The following is a 16,935-nucleotide window of genomic DNA, read 5'->3' as shown; positions in this document are numbered from 1 at the left end:
CGATGGATCAGCCCGCCACGCCGCAGCCGCGCCTGATGACCGAACGCCCCCTGGCGCTGGATCAGCCAGGCAGCTGCTATCTGGTGACGGGCGGGCCGGTCGATCTCTTCGCCATCTCCGCGGAACGGCCCACCGCCCGCATGGCCATCGGCCGGATCGAGAACGGCGGCCTTCTGTTCGGCGCCGCGCCGGCGCTGCTCGGCACCGAGCATCTGATCGCGGCCGGTGATGCGGTTACCCTGATCTGGCAGCTCCCGGATGTGCTCTGGCGCAACAGCGCCGGCCTGCCCGAGATCGCCGCCGGCATCGCCGGCTGGCTGGGCACCATCGGCGGCGGATTGGGACGGCTGATCGACCCCAGGCCCCAGCCGGATCTGGCAGCCCACGGCCAGCGGGCCGCCGCCATCCGGCTCGGCGCCGGATCGGTGATCGGCGCCACCGTCGGGATCACCTGGGTGCAGCTGCCGGTGGGGGCCGGCGCCCGGTTCTGCGGCATGGAGCCGGTCTCGGGGCTTGTGCCGCTGCCCGAGGGCAGCTGGCTGACGCTGGACGATGCCGCGCAGATCGACCTGCTGCCTTTCGCCGAAGGACTGGCCCGGCCCGACTGGCCGGAGGCGCTGGCCGCCTGGGGGGCCGCGGCGACGGAAGTGCTGCCGATCCTGCGCGGGCTGGCCGAAGCCGACGAACTGAACCGGATCCGCGCCCGCGATCATGCCACAGCCCAGGATCACCGCCAGACCCTGGCACGGTTTGCAGGCCTGCTCGGCAACCGGGTGCCGCTGCTTGCCGAAGCCGATGGCGGCGACGGCCTGCTCGACGTGCTGCGCCTGCTGGGACGTGAGCTGGGCGTGCCGATCCACCGCCCGGCCGCGGCCCGCCGCGCGCAGATGGACCGGCTGCCGCAACTGGACGAGATCGCCCGCGCCTCGGGCCTGCTGCTCCGCCAGGTGGACCTGCCCGACGGCTGGTGGCGGCAGGAATCCGGCCTGCTGCTCGCCCGTCATCAGGACCGCCCGGTCGGGCTGATCTGGCGGGGCGGGCATTACGACATGATCGATCGCCACGGCGCCCGCCGGAGGGTGACGGCCGCAGAGGCCGCCGGGATCGCGCCCACCGCCCGCCAGATCTTCCTGCCCCTGGCCCGCAAGGCCGGGCTCGCCGGGATGATGACCGCCGGCCTGGCCGGGGCGGGGCCCGACAGTCTGGTCTTCCTGGCCGCAACCCTGATCGGCAGCCTGATCGGCCAGATCCTGCCCATCGTCACCGGGCTGGTCTTCGGCCTGCTGGTGCCGGCGGCCCTGCGCGGGGCCCTGGTTCAGATCGGGCTGCTGGTGCTGCTGGTCGCAGGCGCCGGCTACCTCGCCCAGCTTGCCGCAGAGACGGCGCGGGAACGGGTCGCCATGCGCGGCGATGCCGGGCTGTTCGATCGCGCCTGGGCACGGATCATCGCCCTGCCCCTGCCCTTTCTGAGATCGCGCCCGGCCGCCTTCCTCTCGGCCCAGCTGGGCGCCGGGCTCGGCAGCATCTCGGGCTTCCGGCAGATGCTGTATCTGAGCGGCGGCACGCTCGGCATGGTGGTCTCGTCGCTGGCCGTCATCGCCTGGCACAGCCCGCTTCTGGCCGGGCTCGCCGCCGGGCTGGCGGGGCTGCATCTCCTGATCGGCGTCGCCACCGGCCATGCCCAGGCCCGCGCCTATCGCAACGGCGAAGAGCTGATGGGCACTGCGGATGCCCAGCTGCTGCAGATGATCAATGCCATGGTCAAGCTGCGCACGGCTGCGGCGGAAGACCGCGCCGTGCTGCGCTGGGCCGACCGTTTCGCCGCCATGCGTCACCGCTCGGTCAAGGCCCGACGCATCGGCAATCTGTTCGAAAGCTGGCAGGCGGCCTTCCCGATTCTGGCGACCGCCGCACTGTTCGCGGTGATGCAGGGGCTGGCGGACACGGCCGAGGGCGCGCCGGCCCTGTCCATCGCCGCCATCGCCGCCATCGCCACCGCTTTCGGCCTGATGACGGCCGGGCTGTCGCAATTCCTGCGGGCGCTGCTCGGCGCCTGGATGATGCTGCCCGGCTGGGCGTTCGCCCGACCGCTGCTGGAGCGGGCACCGCCGGCGACCACCGGCCTCACCGATCCGGGCCCGCTTTCGGGCGAGATCAGCTTTGCCGCCGTCGGCTTTGCTTATGAAAGCGGCCCGCCGGTGCTCTCCGACATCTCGTTCCGGGTGGCGCCGGGGCAGATGGTCGCGATCGTCGGCCCTTCGGGCAGCGGCAAATCCACCCTGCTGCGCCTGCTGCTGGGCCTGGAGGCGCCCGGAACCGGGGCCGTCTATATCGATGGCCACGACCTCCGCACCCTGCACCCCACCGCCGTCCGCCGCCAGATCGGCACCGTACTTCAGGACGAGGCCCTGCCTCCGGGATCGATCCTCGACATCGTCCGCGGCATCAGCGATGCCAGCCCCCACCAGGTCCGGGCCGCCCTGGCCGCCGCCGCCCTGGACCAGGATGTCGCCACCATGCCGATGGGGCTGCACACCATGCTGCCCGATGCGACCCGCATGCTCTCGGGCGGGCAGCTCCAGCGCCTGGCCCTGGCCCGCGCCCTGGTCCAGCGGCCGCCGGTGCTGGTGCTGGACGAACCCACCAGCGCCCTCGACGGCCCCACTCAGGCACGGGTGATGCAGACCATCCAGGCCCTGCCCGCCACCCGCATCGTCATCGCCCATCGCCTGTCGACCATCCGCCAGGCCGGGCTGATCCTGGTGCTGGAGGGCGGACGGATCGTCGAGGCCGGCACGCATGACGAGCTGGTGAAGCGCAAGGGTCGGTTTGCGGCGCTGATGGGCGGCTGAGGCCGCGTGCGACGTCTGGTCTGACAGACAGGACGTCCGGTTCTGCCCGCCCGGACGACGGTTTGCAGGCGGTTCGGGCAGGAAGAGGGGCAGCCACCGCATCGGGTGGCACCACTCGGGAACCTGCCATGCCTGCCTCATCCCTGCCGGCCGCAGCCGGCCTTCTGTCCCTGTTTCTGGCCGGGCCCGCCCTGGCCGGCAGCTTCGTCTTCGGCGACAGCTCGGTCGAACAGGGCAATCTCTATGTGTTGCCGGGCTTCGACCGCACCGGCGCGCCCTATTACGCCCCCGACGGCTTCAGCCGCGAATCGAACGGCCCGGTCTGGATCGAGCATCTTGTGCCGGGGATCGCGCCCTCGGCCGGTGCGGCGGCCGGGTCGCGAGAGGTGAACTTCGCCTTTTCAGGTGCCACCTCGGGCGATGACAACATTGCAGGTCCGGTCACCGGCACCGGCTTTGGCGCCCAGATCGATGCCTTTGCCGGGCGCGGCCTGCGGGGCCGGCCCGGCGATCTGTTCGTGGTCGCCATCGGCACCAATGATTTCATCCGCGATCTGGGCAACCGCGACCTCACGGAGACCTCGGCCGAAGTGACCGGCAATATCGGGGCAGGTCTCGACCGGCTCGCCGATCTGGGAGCCCGCCGCATCCTGGTCGAGGACGTGCCCGATTTTTATCTGGCCCCGGCCTTCGCCGGGCTGGTCCCGCCCGAGGATCGGGAGCGGTTCAACCTGATCATGCACGGCGTGCTGGACCGCCACCGCGCCGATCAGCTGGCCGCCCTTCGCGACCAGAGCGCCCGGCCGGGGGCGCCCGACATCGTCATGGTCAGGGTCAGCCGCCTGTTCGACCATGTGCTGGCCCACGCGGCCGCCCTCGGCTTCACCAACGTCACCGAGGCTTGTTACGATGAGGCATCGGGCAGCCTCTGTTCGACCGATCGCGCGGTTCAGAACACCTATCTGTTCTTCGACGGCCTGCATCTGACCGAGGCGGGACAGCGCCTGCAGGCCAACTATTATCGGGCACTTCTGAGCCAGCTGGCCGGTACGGCCCATGCCCTTCCCCAGTCGATGACGCGCTTTGCCCGCACCACCGGTGACCAGATCGCAGCACGGGCCCGTGACGAGCGCTTTGCCGCCTGGGCCGACGCAGCCCCCGCCCCGGGCTTCAGCGTTTCGGCCGATGGCGGTGCGGGCCGGGACGATGCCGGCCTTGCGGCGCTCGGCCTCGGCTGGTCCGACGGTCTTGGCTGGACCGTGCGCCTTGATGTCGCCCGCCATGACGGCAAGCTTGCCGACAGCCCCGGATCCACGGATGTCGGCGGCTGGTCGGTGGTCGCCTCCGGCGAGCGCCGTCTCGGGCGGTTTCGCCTGGGCGCAAGCCTCGGCACGCTGACCGCGCGGGCGGAGGGGTTCCGCACCATGCCGGTGGCGCTGATGCGGGCCGATCACAAGACCGACATCGACAGCCGCTTCGCCGAAATCTCGGCCGGCTATGTCGTCACCGCAGGTGCGCTCACCCTTCAGCCGGCAGTCTGGCTGCGCTGGTCCGACAGCCGCATCGGCGCCTTCACCGAACACGGCCGCACAGGGCTTGAAATGGCCTTCGACGAGGTCTCGACCTCGGGCCTCCTCGGCGGCGCCGGGCTCCACCTGCGCTATGTCGCCACCGGCTGGCTTACCCCCTGGGCGAGCCTCGCCTGGGAAGACAGGCTCTCCGGCTTCGACGGGGATATCCGGGGCCGGCTGGTCGACAATTCTGCCAAAGACATCACCAGACCGCTCGCCCGCCCCGAGGGGACGGGAGAGCTTCGCGCGGGCGTCGATATCGGGCTCGGCCCGAACGCAACACTGCGTCTCGCGGCGGGTGCGACCACCGACCGGGACCGGAGCGCCCATGCGCGGGTCGCCTGGCGCTTCTGAAGAGGTGGTCTCTTGCGGCATCGGCGGATTTCTGGAACGCTCCGCCTCTCTCTCCTGAGGTCGAGGCGCTGGTTGGATCTCGTTGCCGCTCTTCTTCTGATCGGGCTCGGCCAGGGGTTGCTCCTGGCCGGGCTGCTGGTGGTGCGGCGTGATCTGCGCCGCGCATCGACCCTGTTTCTGGCCACGCTGATCGGCGCCGTCACCCTGTCGGGGCTGGAGGATGCCGCCCTGCGGTTCGGCTGGCTGGATCGGGCGCCGGTCCTGGCCGGGGCCGGCCTGCTGCTCATTCCGCTCATCGGCCCCTGTCTGCGGGGCCATGTGGCGGCGATCTTCAACCCTGCCTGGCGGCTGCAGCGGCGGGACTGGCCCTGGATCGCAGCCACCGTCACGGCCGGCCTTGCCGCCCTCCTGTTCCTGATCCAGCCCGCCCCCACCCGGCTCGCCGTTCTGAGCGACCGCGCCGGGGCGTCGGATCCCGGGATCGTCACGGCCGCGCTGTCGCTTGTGACGGTGCATCTTCTGTCGGCGATGCTGATCGCGGCCGCCCTGGTCCTCAGCCTGCGCGAGGTCAGGTCCCGCGGCCGGGATCTCCGCCCGGGCGATCCGCTCGCCGGCCGGCTCGTCTGGTTGCGCGGCCTGCTGGTCCTGATCGGTGTGTCCTGGCTCGCCTATCTCTGCAGCCTGGTCGCGGGGCTGATGCCGGGCATCGACACCGCCCCCTTCGAGGCCCTGGCCGGGGTGGTGCAGGTTGCGGCTCTCTACGCCCTCGGCCTGCTCGGCCTCGCACAACCCGACCGCATGCTGCCGCCGCCGGGCGAGATGCTGGCGGCGATCCTGGCCCCCACCCGCCCCAAATACGGCCGCGCCGCCCTGCCCGAGGCCGACCGGTCGGAACTCGCCGCCGCCATCACCCGGGTGATGGAGCAGGACCGGCTCTATCGCGACCCTCTGCTCAACCTTTCGCGGCTGGCCGAAGCGGTGGGCGCCAGCCCGAACGACGTCAGCCAGACCCTGAACACCGCCTTCGGCATCGGCTATCACGACTACATCGCGCGCCTGCGCGTGGCCGCGGCCCAGGAAATCCTGCGCGACCCGGCGCGGCAGGACAGCCTGATGGACGTGCTTCTCGACGCCGGCTTCAATTCCAAATCCGTGTTCAATGCCGCCTTCAAGCGTGAAACCGGGATGACCCCGTCGGCCTATCGCGCATCCGTCAGGCAGCCGTCGGACGCGCCGCCACCGGGTGGCTGCCCCACGCCATAAGAGGCCAGCCCCTCCAGACGCGAAACCCGGCCAACATAGCCCAGATCCCGCCGCGCGGCGCTGTCGTCGATCGTGAACGGGCGGCCGATCAGGCGCACCATCGTTCGGCTCAGCGGGGGATCCTGATCCGCGCGCCTGATGCGGGCGCCGAGTTCCATCATGCGCCCCATGAAGAAGGCCGTCCCATAGGGAACCGAACGAAGCGTGTCGATCGACAGCCCCTGCAGCTTCGCCAACCCGTCGATGAAGGCGCGGAAAGTCGTGTTGTCGGGATCGCGGACGAAATAGGCCCGGCCGCCTTCGCCCCGGTCGAGCGCGCAGATCAGCGCTTCGACGACATTGTCGACATGGCAGGTGGAATACGGATAGTCGCCGCGCGCGATGAATGCGAAACGGCCCGACCTGATCGCGTGCGGGATGTTTCGGCTGAAGGCGTCGCCCGGCCCCCAGATGCCCGGCGGGCGAATGGCGATGGTGCGGAGACCAGAGCCGCTGGCGGCAAGAACGCCGGCTTCGCTGGTCGCCTTGCTGGCGATGTAGGGTGAGAAACTGTCTGGGAAAGTCGGCGCCCGCTCGTCGGCATTGCGGATCGGCGAGCCGCGATCGTCCATGATGACGGCAGCGGCCGTCAGATAGATGAAGGATGACGCGCCCGCTGCCCGTGCGGCCTTCAACAGCGCTTTCGTGCCGTCCACATTGACGCGGAGATATGGCGCGCGCGGACCGGCAAAGCGGAAGTGAGCCGCCAGATGAATGACCGCGTCGACCGGCGGCATCTCCATGTCGTCGGGATTGTTCATGTCGCCGCGAACCGGCACCGCTCCGAGCGCCCGCAGCTTGCCATCGGCCGATGGCGAGCGGGCCATGGCCAGCACCTCATGGCCTTCCGCCATCAGCCTTGGAATAAGGCGGGCGCCGAGAAAGCCGGACCCGCCGGTCACAAAGATTTTCATGCGTCTACTCCGGGAGAGCCGGGGTGCAGATCGCCTGCACGGCGCCATCGCGCAGCCGGGCGATGGTGGCGGGATCGGGTGTGCCCATATCGACGCCGGGCTGAAGCGTGGTGCCGAGGAACAGCAGCGCGGCGGAATTCGCCGAGGCCCAGATGACCTGAACGGCCGCCTCGGGCGCGATCGCCAGCCGGCCGGCAGCCTCGATCTGCGCGATGCGCTGGCGCAGCATGGCCTGCCCCTCCCGCGCCGCCGGCAGATCGGCGCCCGAGAGGAACCGCGCCATCATCGCCGCGTAAAGGCGCGGGCGCGCCGCGGCAAATCCCACATAGTTGTCCCAGCCTTCGATCAGCGCCGCGACCGGATCCGTCGACCGGATGGCTGCCCTCTTCGATGACAGGAACTGTTCGAACGCTTCGGCGATCGCCGCGCTCAACAGACCGTCGGCGCTCCGGAAATGATGATAAAGGGTGGGCGCCGTCACCTTCGCGATGTCGCAGACCGCCCGCGTCGAGAAAGCCGCCGCGCCCTCCTTCTCGATCAGCGTCAGGGCCGCCGCCACCAGTGCCGTCTTCGTATCCATATCGGGTGCCGCCCTCCTGACCGTTTCCGGAATATAGCACCGCTATAGGATCGAGTCTATAGCAGTGCTATATCAGCCTTGGGAGCAGGTTGTTCTGGAGGGTTGTGAGTCCTGGCAGACGAAAACCGCCAAAGCTTTCGCCCCGGCGGTTTCCCTCAGTCCAGCGATCTGTCAGAGGCCGCGGCCCCTCACTCCCACTCGATCGTTCCAGGCGGCTTGGACGTCACGTCATAGGTCACCCGGTTGATGCCCTTGACCTCGTTGATGATCCTGTGCGCCACATGGCTCAGGAAGGCGTGGTCGAAGGGGTAGCTGTCGGCGGTCATGCCGTCGGTGGAGGTGACGGCGCGCAGCGCGCAGACATTGTCGTAGGTGCGGCCGTCGCCCATCACGCCCACCGAGCGGACCGGCAGCAGCACCGCGAAGGCCTGCCAGATCGCGTCGTAAAGGCCGGCATTGCGGATCTCTTCAAGATAGATCCGGTCGGCCTTGCGCAGGATGGCGAGGCGGTCTTCGGCCACGGCGCCCAGCACGCGGATGGCGAGGCCCGGTCCCGGGAAGGGATGGCGGCCGACGAAGCCGTCGGGCAGGCCCAGTTCGCGGCCGAGGTCGCGGACCTCGTCCTTGAACAGTTCGCGCAGCGGCTCGACGAGCTTCATGTTCATGCGCTCGGGCAGGCCGCCGACATTGTGATGCGATTTGATGGTCACGCTCGGGCCGCCGGTGAACGAGACCGATTCGATCACGTCGGGGTAGAGCGTACCCTGGGCCAGGAAAGAGGCGCCGCCGATCTTCTTCGCTTCCGCCTCGAACACGTCGATGAAGGTCGCGCCGATGATCTTGCGCTTGCGCTCCGGATCGTCCACGCCCGCCAGCTTCTCAAGGAAGAGCGCGCCGGCATCCACATGCACCAGGGGGATGTTGAAGGCGCCGCGGAACAGGTCGACCACCTGTTCGGCCTCGCCCGAACGCAGCAGGCCGGTATCGACGAAGACGCAGGTCAGCTGATCGCCGATCGCCTCGTGGATCAGCTTGGCCGCAACCGCGCTGTCGACGCCGCCCGAGAGGCCGCAGATCACCCGCTCGCGGCCCACCTGCTCGCGGATGCGCGCGATCGCGCTCTCGCGGAAGGCGGCCATGGTCCAGTCGCCGGGGCAGCCGCAGATGTCGCGGACGAAATGACCGATCAGCTTCGCCCCGTCCGGGGTGTGCACCACCTCGGGGTGGAACTGCACGCCGAAGAAGCGGCGGGCATCGTCGGCAATGGCGGCGAAGGGCGCACCGTCCGAGGTGCCGACCACGCGGAAGCCCTCGGGCAGCGCGGTCACCCGGTCGCCATGGCTCATCCACACCTGATGGCGTTCGCCCGGCGCCCAGACGCCGTCGAACAGCGGGCAGGCATCGCGGACATCCACATAGGCGCGGCCGAATTCGCGGTGATCATCGGCCTCCACCCGGCCGCCCAGCTGATCGACCATGGTCTGCTGACCATAGCAGATGCCGAGCACCGGCACGCCCAGGCGGAAGACCACCTCCGGCGCCCGCGGCGTCGCCGCCTCGGTCACCGATGCGGGGCCGCCCGACAGGATCACGCCCGCGGGTGCAAAAGCCTCGATCCACGCGGAATCGACGCTGAACGGTTTGATTTCGGAATAGACCCCCGCCTCGCGCACACGGCGCGCGATCAGCTGCGTCACCTGGCTGCCGAAGTCGAGGATCAGGATGCGGTCGGTCATCGCGCCTCCTGAGGGTCGGGGCGGTGCCGCCGGACCATCGCGCCGGCCACCGCCCGGTGGAGCGGAGAGAACCACGACCGGGCCGGTTTGGCAAGGGCGCAGACGGCGTGGGCGGCCCATGCGCTCAGCCGCGGACCACCTCGCTCTCCTCATCGCCGGCACGATCTGCGCACGCGGCCCGGGCCACCGCCCGGCGGGCCATGCGCGCATGCTCCCACGAGATCATCAGCACGCTGGCGAGCACCACGACGAAGCCGGCCAGATGCACCATGCGGAACGGCTCCCCCAGCAGGATGTAGGACAGCACCAGCGCCGAGACCGGCATCAGCGCCATGAAGCCCGCCGCCACCGCACCCTGCACGCGGGCAAGCCCCGCATACCAGAGCCAGTTGCCCATGGCGAGCGTGCCGGCACCGTACCAGAGGGCCGCCGCCCAGGCTTCGCCGCCGACCTTATGGGGGGCGAAATCGGGCAACTGCCAGAGCGCCAGCGGCAGGAAGACGATCAGCGACATCCAGGCCGACAGGGCCGCGACGAGCACCGGATCCACCCGCTGCGCCACCAGCTTGCCGAGCAGGGTATAGGCGACCTGACAGCACACCGCCGCGAAAACCAGCAGCATGCCGGTCCAGCTTGGGCCGCCGCCCTGTTCCCCGCCCGCGGCCCCCTCGCCCGCAACGCCGCCGGCACCCAGCTGCAGCACCAGCACGCCCGCAACGGCAAGCCCCACCGCGGCGACCGTCCGCCAGCTCACCCGATCCTTCAGCACCAGAACCGAGGCGAGCGCCGTTACCGCGGGCGTGGCGCTCATCACCACAGAGCCTTCGATGCCCGAGACCATCTGCATGCCGTAAAGCATGAAGACGGTGAAGCCGACCATGCCGACGGCGGAAATGAGCGCGATCAGCCCCCAGCTCCGCCGGTCGATCGCGGCCAGCGCCCTGCGCCGCCGGAGGATCACCGGCAGCAGCAGCAGGGAGCCGATTACCGCCCGCAGGCTGCCGGCCACGAAGACCGGCATCGCCGCGGTCACGATCCGGGCGACCGGCGTCGCCGAGCCGAACAGGACCATGGCAAGGGCAAGTTCCATCAGGGCACGGTGCGTGCTACCCGATGCCGCCGCCCTCCGCGGAGCGGGATCAGCGGCGCGCGTCGCCGCTGCCCGGCCGGTTCCGTCCGTCATGACACCTCCTCGATCGCCGATACCGGGAGTGGTATCGGGTCGGGAGCAACGGGCCGGGGAACCGGGGTGTTCCCCCAAGGGCCGGCCGACCGGGGCCGGACGACCGGGGCTGTGCCGGTTCAGGCGGCTCCGGCCGCGGCGGCAGGGGCGCCGAGGAAGCGCGTGAGCACGGCGTTGAAGACCTCCGGCGCCTCGATGAAGGGGAAATGCGCCCCGCCATCCGCCTCGTCCAGGATCACCAGTTCTGCCTCGGGCAAGCGGTCGCGGATCCAGATCTGCGAGCGGATGTCGACATGGCTGACCCGGCCACCGATCACGAGCACCGGCACGTCGAACCGCGCGAACACGTCGCGCCAGTCGATCGAGCAGTGATCGGCGAAGAGCGCGGCGATCGTGCGCGCCACGGGCCGGAGATTCTCGTCCAGCAGGAAGCGCCTCAGCTCCGACGGGATGCCCGGCGTGATCATGCCGTCGAGAAAGGCCTCACGCGCCGCCGCACTGTCGGGCCCGGCCAGCTGGGCGGCGATGCCGATCATGGTCGCGGCATCGAAAAGCGCGCCGGCATCGGCCGCCTCGTCGTCGGTCATGCCGGCCTGACGCATCACCGAGGCCGGCTCGTCGACGAAAATGCAGCGGTCGATCCGCGCGGTGCCGTAGAGATCGACATAGGCCCAGAGCACCGATGCCCCCATCGACCAGCCCAGGATCGTCGCCCGCCCGATGCCCTCATGCGCCATCAACTCGGCCAGATCGGCCGCGAAGCGGTAGATGCGGTGGCCATGCGCGCAGTCGGGGGAAGCCCCGTGCCCGCGGAAATCCGGCGCAATCACCCGCCGGGTGCCGGCGAATTCCGCGATCTGATGCCGGAACATCGCTGCCGACTGCGCCCAGCCATGCAGCAGGACCAGCACCTCGCCGGCCCCTTCGTCGACATAGCGGATGGTGGCGCCATCCGAAGTGCGCATGGATTTGTGCATGGACGTTCCCTCCCGCCTCCCTGCGGCCCGTTGAGTGGGCCTGGTTGTCATCAGGGCATGTCCGATTGTACGAGCGCGACCCTCACTGTTCCACGATGCACAGGATTTCATGCCGGCCGTCAGGCAGGTGCCGGCAGATCAGGCGGTCGGCGAGGCGCGTCATCAGCGCCAGCACGACGCCCTTCATCACCCTGTCCTCGTCGACATGATCGTCGAGACTGGGCTGCGGCCCGGGCTCAAGGGGATCCCCGAGCCAGATCAACGATAGTTCCAGCCGGTATTCATCCACGCGCGCCGTTACCGAAATCGGGCTGTTCCCGGCAAGGGCCGGCGCCGCATGGCTGAATTCGTCGGCCAGCTGAACCAGCCGCAGCATTGCATCGGCGCGCGCGCCGCCGGCCTCGCCGCTCTCGCGCAGAAAGTCACGCAGCAGCAAGAAGCCGTCGGCCGGCTTCCAGGCGAATTGCCGGGTCGTCCGGCTGCCGATCCGCAGGGCCGCATTCAGCACCAGCGCGGTCAGCAGGCCGAGCACCAGCGACGAGGTCACCACCGGCTGCAAAATCTCGGGCAGATTTTCGGTATAGAAACCGGGCATCTGATCGAACGAGACCCAGAGCAGCAGCCCGATACCGATAACCAGGGTCCGGCGGGCATCCAGCATGCGCTGGCCCAGGATGGAGATCCCCGCCAGCACCACGAAGCAGGAGGCAAAGAGAAGGGCCGCCCCCAGCACGCCCGGCGGAATGGCCAGCACGAAGGCGGCGGAGCCGGGCAGGAAGGCGAGCAGCACCCAGCCCGCGCCCGCCACCATGGCAACCCTGCGCGCCCGGATGCCGGTGACGACCGAAAGGCCGACGCTGGCGGAATAGGTGTTGGTTCCCATGACCCCGATCAGCCCGGCCAGCACGCTGCCGACGCCGTCGGCGAGGACACCGGCTTCAATGTTCGGATAGTCCGGCCGCTTCCAATCGCGATCCCCGGCCTTCTGGCTGGCAACGACGTCGCCGAAGGCCCTGAGGGTGCAGGCAAGCGCACCGACCAGAAAGCCCGGCAGGGCGGTGGCCTCAAAATCCGGCACCACCAGCGGCCAGCGAATGACTTCGAACGGCGCCGTCGCGTCGACCAGGGGCAGCCCCATGACCCGGCTGGTGCCGAAATAGGCCATGGTTCCAACGACAAGCCCGATCAACACGGCAAGGTTGCGGATGCGCGCGCCGCCCCAGACCGACAGCCCCACCATCACCGCCAGACCCAGAACCGCCGTGCCCGTGCCCCGCGCCTCCAGCGGCTGCGGCTGGCCGATGCCGGTCATCAGCTTGAAGGCCACGATGCCCAGGATGATGCCGATCATGAACACGACCAGGCCCACGATCTCGATCGAGAGATAGGGCCGCAAACGGCCGATCAGGCGACTGAGGACGATCTGGGAGAGGCCCGCGGCAATGGTGAGGCCGGCCACGGCCTCAAGCCCGCCCAGGCGCGCCGCCTGAAGTGCCGGGGGCAGATAGGCCGCGGCGAATACCGCCGGCAGCAGGAAGCCGCTGCCCATGTCGGTCCGCCCGAACAGCCGCCCACCCCAGGCCTGAATCAGGGTCGCCACCCCCATGGCCAGCATGCAGAGCTGCATGTAATGGCCCTGCATCGAGGCATCGGCCCCTGCCGCCTGCGCGACCAGAAGCGGAAAGACCAGCGTAACGGCCATCAGCACCATATGCTGGGCCGCGGCAGCCAGGACCACGGGCAAGGGCGGTTTTGCGAGCCGGTCATAGACCATCGGACCGGCCCTCCCCGGCTTCTGCCCGCCCCATGGTTCGAGCCGCCCGCCATCGGCAAGCCGGGCCGTCTTGTCGGATCCGGACCATCTGCCCCCCTGATCATTTCAGAACAGCAGATCGGGAGACGGGATGGTTGGCAAGGCTGGCCACACGCCCTGACAATGGCTGTCGACAGGGGCCGCTGCCCTATTGTTCTTCCTTGTCGCTGCCCGGAATGAATTTCGACAGAATCCGGACCAGGGTGACGATCACCACCCCCAGCCCCACGCCGACGGCGACCAGCCGCATCTGCCCCGCGCCAGAGGCGATGCCGATGGCGGCGGCGAGCCAGATATTGGCGGCCGAGGTCAGATTGTGGACGGCGGATTTCGAGACGAAGATCGCCCCGGCGGCCACGAAACCGATCGCCTGCGCCAGGCCCTGGACCACGCGCAGCGGATCGAGGTCGGGCTGGCCCGAGGCGCGCAGATCGTCGTAAAGGATCAGCGCCGACACCGTGATCAGCGCCGAACTCATCGCCACCAGCGCATGGGTGCGGATGCCGGCCGAAATCCCGCGCAATTCGCGGTCGAGCCCCAGCAGCAGCCCGGCGGCGGTGGCGATGCCGAGGCGAAGAATGATCTCGCTCGTCTCCATGTCGTCGTTCTCCGGGCTGATGACGGCCTGCAAGAGCAACGACGACAGAAGAGGATCGGTTCCGGATGAGGCGCCGCGGGCAGGCGTCAGTCGCCCGCCATCTCCGCCTGGTTCTCCTCCGCCTGCACCACCTCGGTCGGCGCGGGGTCGGCGATGCGCTCGAAGGCGACGGCGTAGAAGCCGTCGGTGCCGTGGGTGGCGGGGTCGAGCGCAAGGTCGGGGCCATCGAGCTTCAGCGCGGCGGCCAGATCGCCGGGCAGGATCTCGCGGGCGTCGAGCCGGCGGAATTCGCTGCCATGGGTGGCGAGGAAGGCCTCGGCACGCGCCTCGTTCTCTTCGGGCAGCAGCGAGCAGGTGGCATAGACGATCCGCCCGCCGGTCTTCACCAGCCGGGCGGCGCTTTCGAGGATGCGGCCCTGCAGCTCGGTCAGCTCGGCGATGGTTTCCTCGGTCAGCTTCCACTTGGCATCGGGCGCGCGGCGCCAGGTGCCCGAGCCGGTGCAGGGGGCATCGACCAGCACCCGATCGAACTTCAGCTTGTGGCGGCGGACCCACGGGTCGCGCTCGTGCTTCAGGGCGCGGCGCTCGATATTGTGCACGCCGGCACGGCGCATGCGCTCGGACATCCGCTCCAGCCGCGCTTCCGAGATGTCGAGTGCCATGATCCGGCCCTTATTGGCCATGGTGGCGGCCATGGCCAGCGTCTTGCCGCCGGCGCCGGCGCAGAAATCGGCGACCTGATCACCGGGCTTCGCATCGACCAGCAGGGCGACCAGCTGCGAGCCTTCGTCCTGCACTTCGGCCAGGCCGTTGCTGAAGGCGCGGGTGTGGAAGATCGGCATGCGCCGGGCAAGCCGGAGGCCCATGGGCGAGAACGGGGTCGGCTCGGACTCCACACCCTCGCGCGCCAGCTGCTTCGCCACCTCGTCACGATCGGCCTTGATGCCGTTGGCGCGCAGATCGACCGGTGCGGGCGCGTTCATCGCCTCGCCCAGCGCTTCCAGCCGGTCGCCGAACCGGGCCATCAGCCGGTCGGCGGCGATGCCCGGCAGGTTCAGGCGCACCGCACGGGGCTGGCCTTCCACCGCCAGATCCTGGCCATGGAGCATCTGCACGGCCATCTGCTCAATGTCCGACAGCTTCGACGGGCCGTGGGTGGAGCCGTCGAACAGGGTCGGCATCTCGTTGCCGGTACGATGGTCGATCAGCATCAGCGCCACGATCACCAGGCTGCGCGCCCGTGCCGGCAGGCCGACACGCGACGCCCACCATTCCAGCCGCTGCTTTTCGCGCAGCGAGGCATAGACCGCCTCGACGATCCAGCCGCGATCCTTGGAGCCGACATAGCGCCGGCCGCGCAGCCAGTGGGCGATGACCTGATCGGCGGGGCGGGTTTCGCGCAGGACGGTGTCCAGAAGCTCGATCGCGGCATCGACACGGGCGGCGGGGGTCATGGGGCTCTGGCTCCTGAACGGATGACGGCGGGATGGTCTGGGGAATGATGACGGGTGGGGCTGACGACCGATCGGGGCGGGCGGCCATCGGCCGTCCGCCCCGATCGGAAAGGTCGTCAGTGAGGCGATGGAACCGTCAGCCCTGGCGGTAGTTCGGCGCCTCGCGGGTGACGGTCACGTCGTGGACATGGCTTTCGCGCAGGCCCGCACCGCTGATCCGCACGAAATTCGCCCGCTCCTGCAGATCGGGGATGGTGCGGCTGCCGGTATAGCCCAGCGCGGCGCGCAGGCCGCCGACCAGCTGATGAACGACCCCGGCGACCGGCCCCTTATAGGGAACCATGCCTTCCACGCCTTCCGGCACCAGCTTCAGCGTGTCCTTGATTTCCTGCTGGAAATAGCGGTCCGCCGAACCGCGGGCCATGGCCCCCACCGAGCCCATGCCGCGATAGGATTTGTAAGACCGGCCCTGATAGAGCACCACCTCGCCCGGCGCCTCGTCGGTGCCGGCAAGCAGCGAGCCCATCATGGCCGCATTGGCGCCGGCGGCGAGCGCCTTGGCAAGATCGCCCGAGAACTTGATGCCGCCATCGGCGATCACCGGCACGTCGCGCTTCTTCGCCACCTCGGCGCAGTCCATGATCGCGGTCAGCTGCGGCACGCCCACGCCCGCCACCACGCGGGTGGTGCAGATGGAGCCCGGGCCGATGCCGACCTTCACCGCATCGGCACCGGCCGCGATCAGCGCCTCGGCGGCGGCGGCGGTCGCGATATTGCCGGCGACGACGTCGAAATCACCCTTCATCTGGCGGATGCGCTTCACCGCATCGACCACACCGCGGCTATGGCCATGGGCGGTGTCGACCACCAGCAGATCGACGCCGGCGGCGATCAGAGCCTCGGCCCGGCCGACGCCGTCGGGACCCACACCCACCGCGGCACCGACGCGCAGCCGGCCCTGATCATCCTTGCAGGCATTCGGGAAAGCCTGGGCCTTCTCGATGTCTTTCACCGTCATCAGGCCGACGCAGCGATACTGGTCGTCGACGACGATCAGCTTCTCGATCCGGTAGCGGTGCAGCAGGCGCTTGGCCTCGTCGCGGGTCACATTCTCGGTGACCGTGACCAGGTTCTCGCGGGTCATCAGCTCGTGGATCGGCTGACGCGGATCGGTTGCGAAACGCACATCGCGGTTGGTCAGGATGCCGACCAGCTTGCCGGAAGCCTCGGTGACCGGAATGCCGCTGATCTTGTGGCGGGTCATCAGCTCGTGGGCATCGGCCAGGCGCGCATCCGGGCGAATGGTCACCGGGTTGACGACGATGCCGGCCTCGAACTTCTTGACCTTGGCCACCTCGCCCGCCTGGGCGTCGACGTCGAGATTTTTGTGGATCACCCCCAGGCCGCCCAGCTGCGCCATGGCGATCGCAAGGCCGCTTTCGGTGACGGTGTCCATGGCCGCCGAGACCAGCGGGATGCCCAGTTCGATGTTGCGGGTCAGGCGGGTCGCCGTCTGCACCTGAGCGGGCAGCACGTCCGATTCGCCGGGAACGAGCAGGACGTCGTCAAAGGTGAGGGCTTCACGAATGGTCATCGGTTTC

12 protein-coding genes are annotated in these 16,935 nt (G+C 69.5%); 3 read left to right on the top strand and 9 right to left on the bottom strand.

The window, feature by feature from the left end; genetic code table 11:
* The first annotated feature begins 2 nt into the window (after positions 1-2).
* From P7L68_RS15255 to P7L68_RS15245, 3 genes are all read left to right on the top strand, one after another.
* Positions 3-2,852 (top strand): ATP-binding cassette domain-containing protein, encoded by a 2,850-nt coding sequence (locus P7L68_RS15255; RefSeq protein ID WP_372006479.1) that lies wholly within the window; start codon positions 3-5, stop codon positions 2,850-2,852.
* Positions 2,853-2,980: 128 nt separating this feature from the next.
* On the top strand, positions 2,981-4,777 hold the full coding sequence (locus P7L68_RS15250; protein ID WP_372006478.1) for an autotransporter domain-containing protein: 1,797 nt from the start codon (positions 2,981-2,983) through the stop codon (positions 4,775-4,777).
* A gap of 72 nt (positions 4,778-4,849) precedes the next feature.
* On the top strand, positions 4,850-6,040 hold the full coding sequence (locus P7L68_RS15245) for a helix-turn-helix domain-containing protein (RefSeq protein ID WP_372006477.1): 1,191 nt from the start codon (positions 4,850-4,852) through the stop codon (positions 6,038-6,040).
* Here P7L68_RS15245 and P7L68_RS15240 read toward each other — a convergent pair.
* The 9 genes from P7L68_RS15240 to guaB form a co-directional block, all read right to left on the bottom strand.
* The gene (locus P7L68_RS15240; RefSeq protein WP_372006476.1) at positions 5,977-6,993 is read right to left on the bottom strand and encodes an NAD-dependent epimerase/dehydratase family protein; all 1,017 of its coding nucleotides are present in this window, start codon (positions 6,991-6,993) and stop codon (positions 5,977-5,979) included. The two genes, P7L68_RS15245 and P7L68_RS15240, sit on opposite strands and share 64 nt — an antisense overlap.
* 4 nt (positions 6,994-6,997) lie before the next feature.
* On the bottom strand, positions 6,998-7,573 hold the full coding sequence (locus tag P7L68_RS15235; RefSeq protein WP_372006475.1) for a TetR/AcrR family transcriptional regulator: 576 nt from the start codon (positions 7,571-7,573) through the stop codon (positions 6,998-7,000).
* 188 nt (positions 7,574-7,761) lie between these two features.
* Complete coding sequence (gene guaA, locus P7L68_RS15230; protein ID WP_372006474.1) at positions 7,762-9,309, bottom strand: glutamine-hydrolyzing GMP synthase; 1,548 nt, start codon at positions 9,307-9,309, stop codon at positions 7,762-7,764.
* Between the two features lie 124 nt (positions 9,310-9,433).
* On the bottom strand, positions 9,434-10,492 hold the full coding sequence (locus P7L68_RS15225) for a DMT family transporter (RefSeq protein WP_372006473.1): 1,059 nt from the start codon (positions 10,490-10,492) through the stop codon (positions 9,434-9,436).
* A 119-nt stretch (positions 10,493-10,611) separates the two neighbouring features.
* Positions 10,612-11,469, bottom strand: coding sequence for an alpha/beta fold hydrolase (locus tag P7L68_RS15220; RefSeq protein WP_372006472.1), 858 nt, complete (start codon positions 11,467-11,469; stop codon positions 10,612-10,614).
* Positions 11,470-11,551: 82 nt separating this feature from the next.
* Entirely contained in the window at positions 11,552-13,243 is a 1,692-nt protein-coding gene (locus P7L68_RS15215) for a uracil-xanthine permease family protein (protein ID WP_372006471.1), read from the bottom strand.
* Between the two features lie 187 nt (positions 13,244-13,430).
* Positions 13,431-13,880, bottom strand: coding sequence for an MgtC/SapB family protein (locus P7L68_RS15210; protein ID WP_372006470.1), 450 nt, complete (start codon positions 13,878-13,880; stop codon positions 13,431-13,433).
* A gap of 86 nt (positions 13,881-13,966) precedes the next feature.
* Complete coding sequence (locus tag P7L68_RS15205) at positions 13,967-15,334, bottom strand: RsmB/NOP family class I SAM-dependent RNA methyltransferase (protein WP_372006469.1); 1,368 nt, start codon at positions 15,332-15,334, stop codon at positions 13,967-13,969.
* Between the two features lie 136 nt (positions 15,335-15,470).
* Entirely contained in the window at positions 15,471-16,928 is a 1,458-nt protein-coding gene (guaB, locus tag P7L68_RS15200; protein ID WP_372006468.1) for an IMP dehydrogenase, read from the bottom strand.
* Positions 16,929-16,935: the final 7 nt, after the last annotated feature.

It is taken from the genome of Tistrella mobilis, from assembly GCF_041468085.1.
GTDB lineage: Bacteria > Pseudomonadota > Alphaproteobacteria > Tistrellales > Tistrellaceae > Tistrella > Tistrella mobilis_A.
Note: the sequence above shows the minus strand (reverse complement) of the source record. Positions and strands in the feature narration are given on the sequence as shown.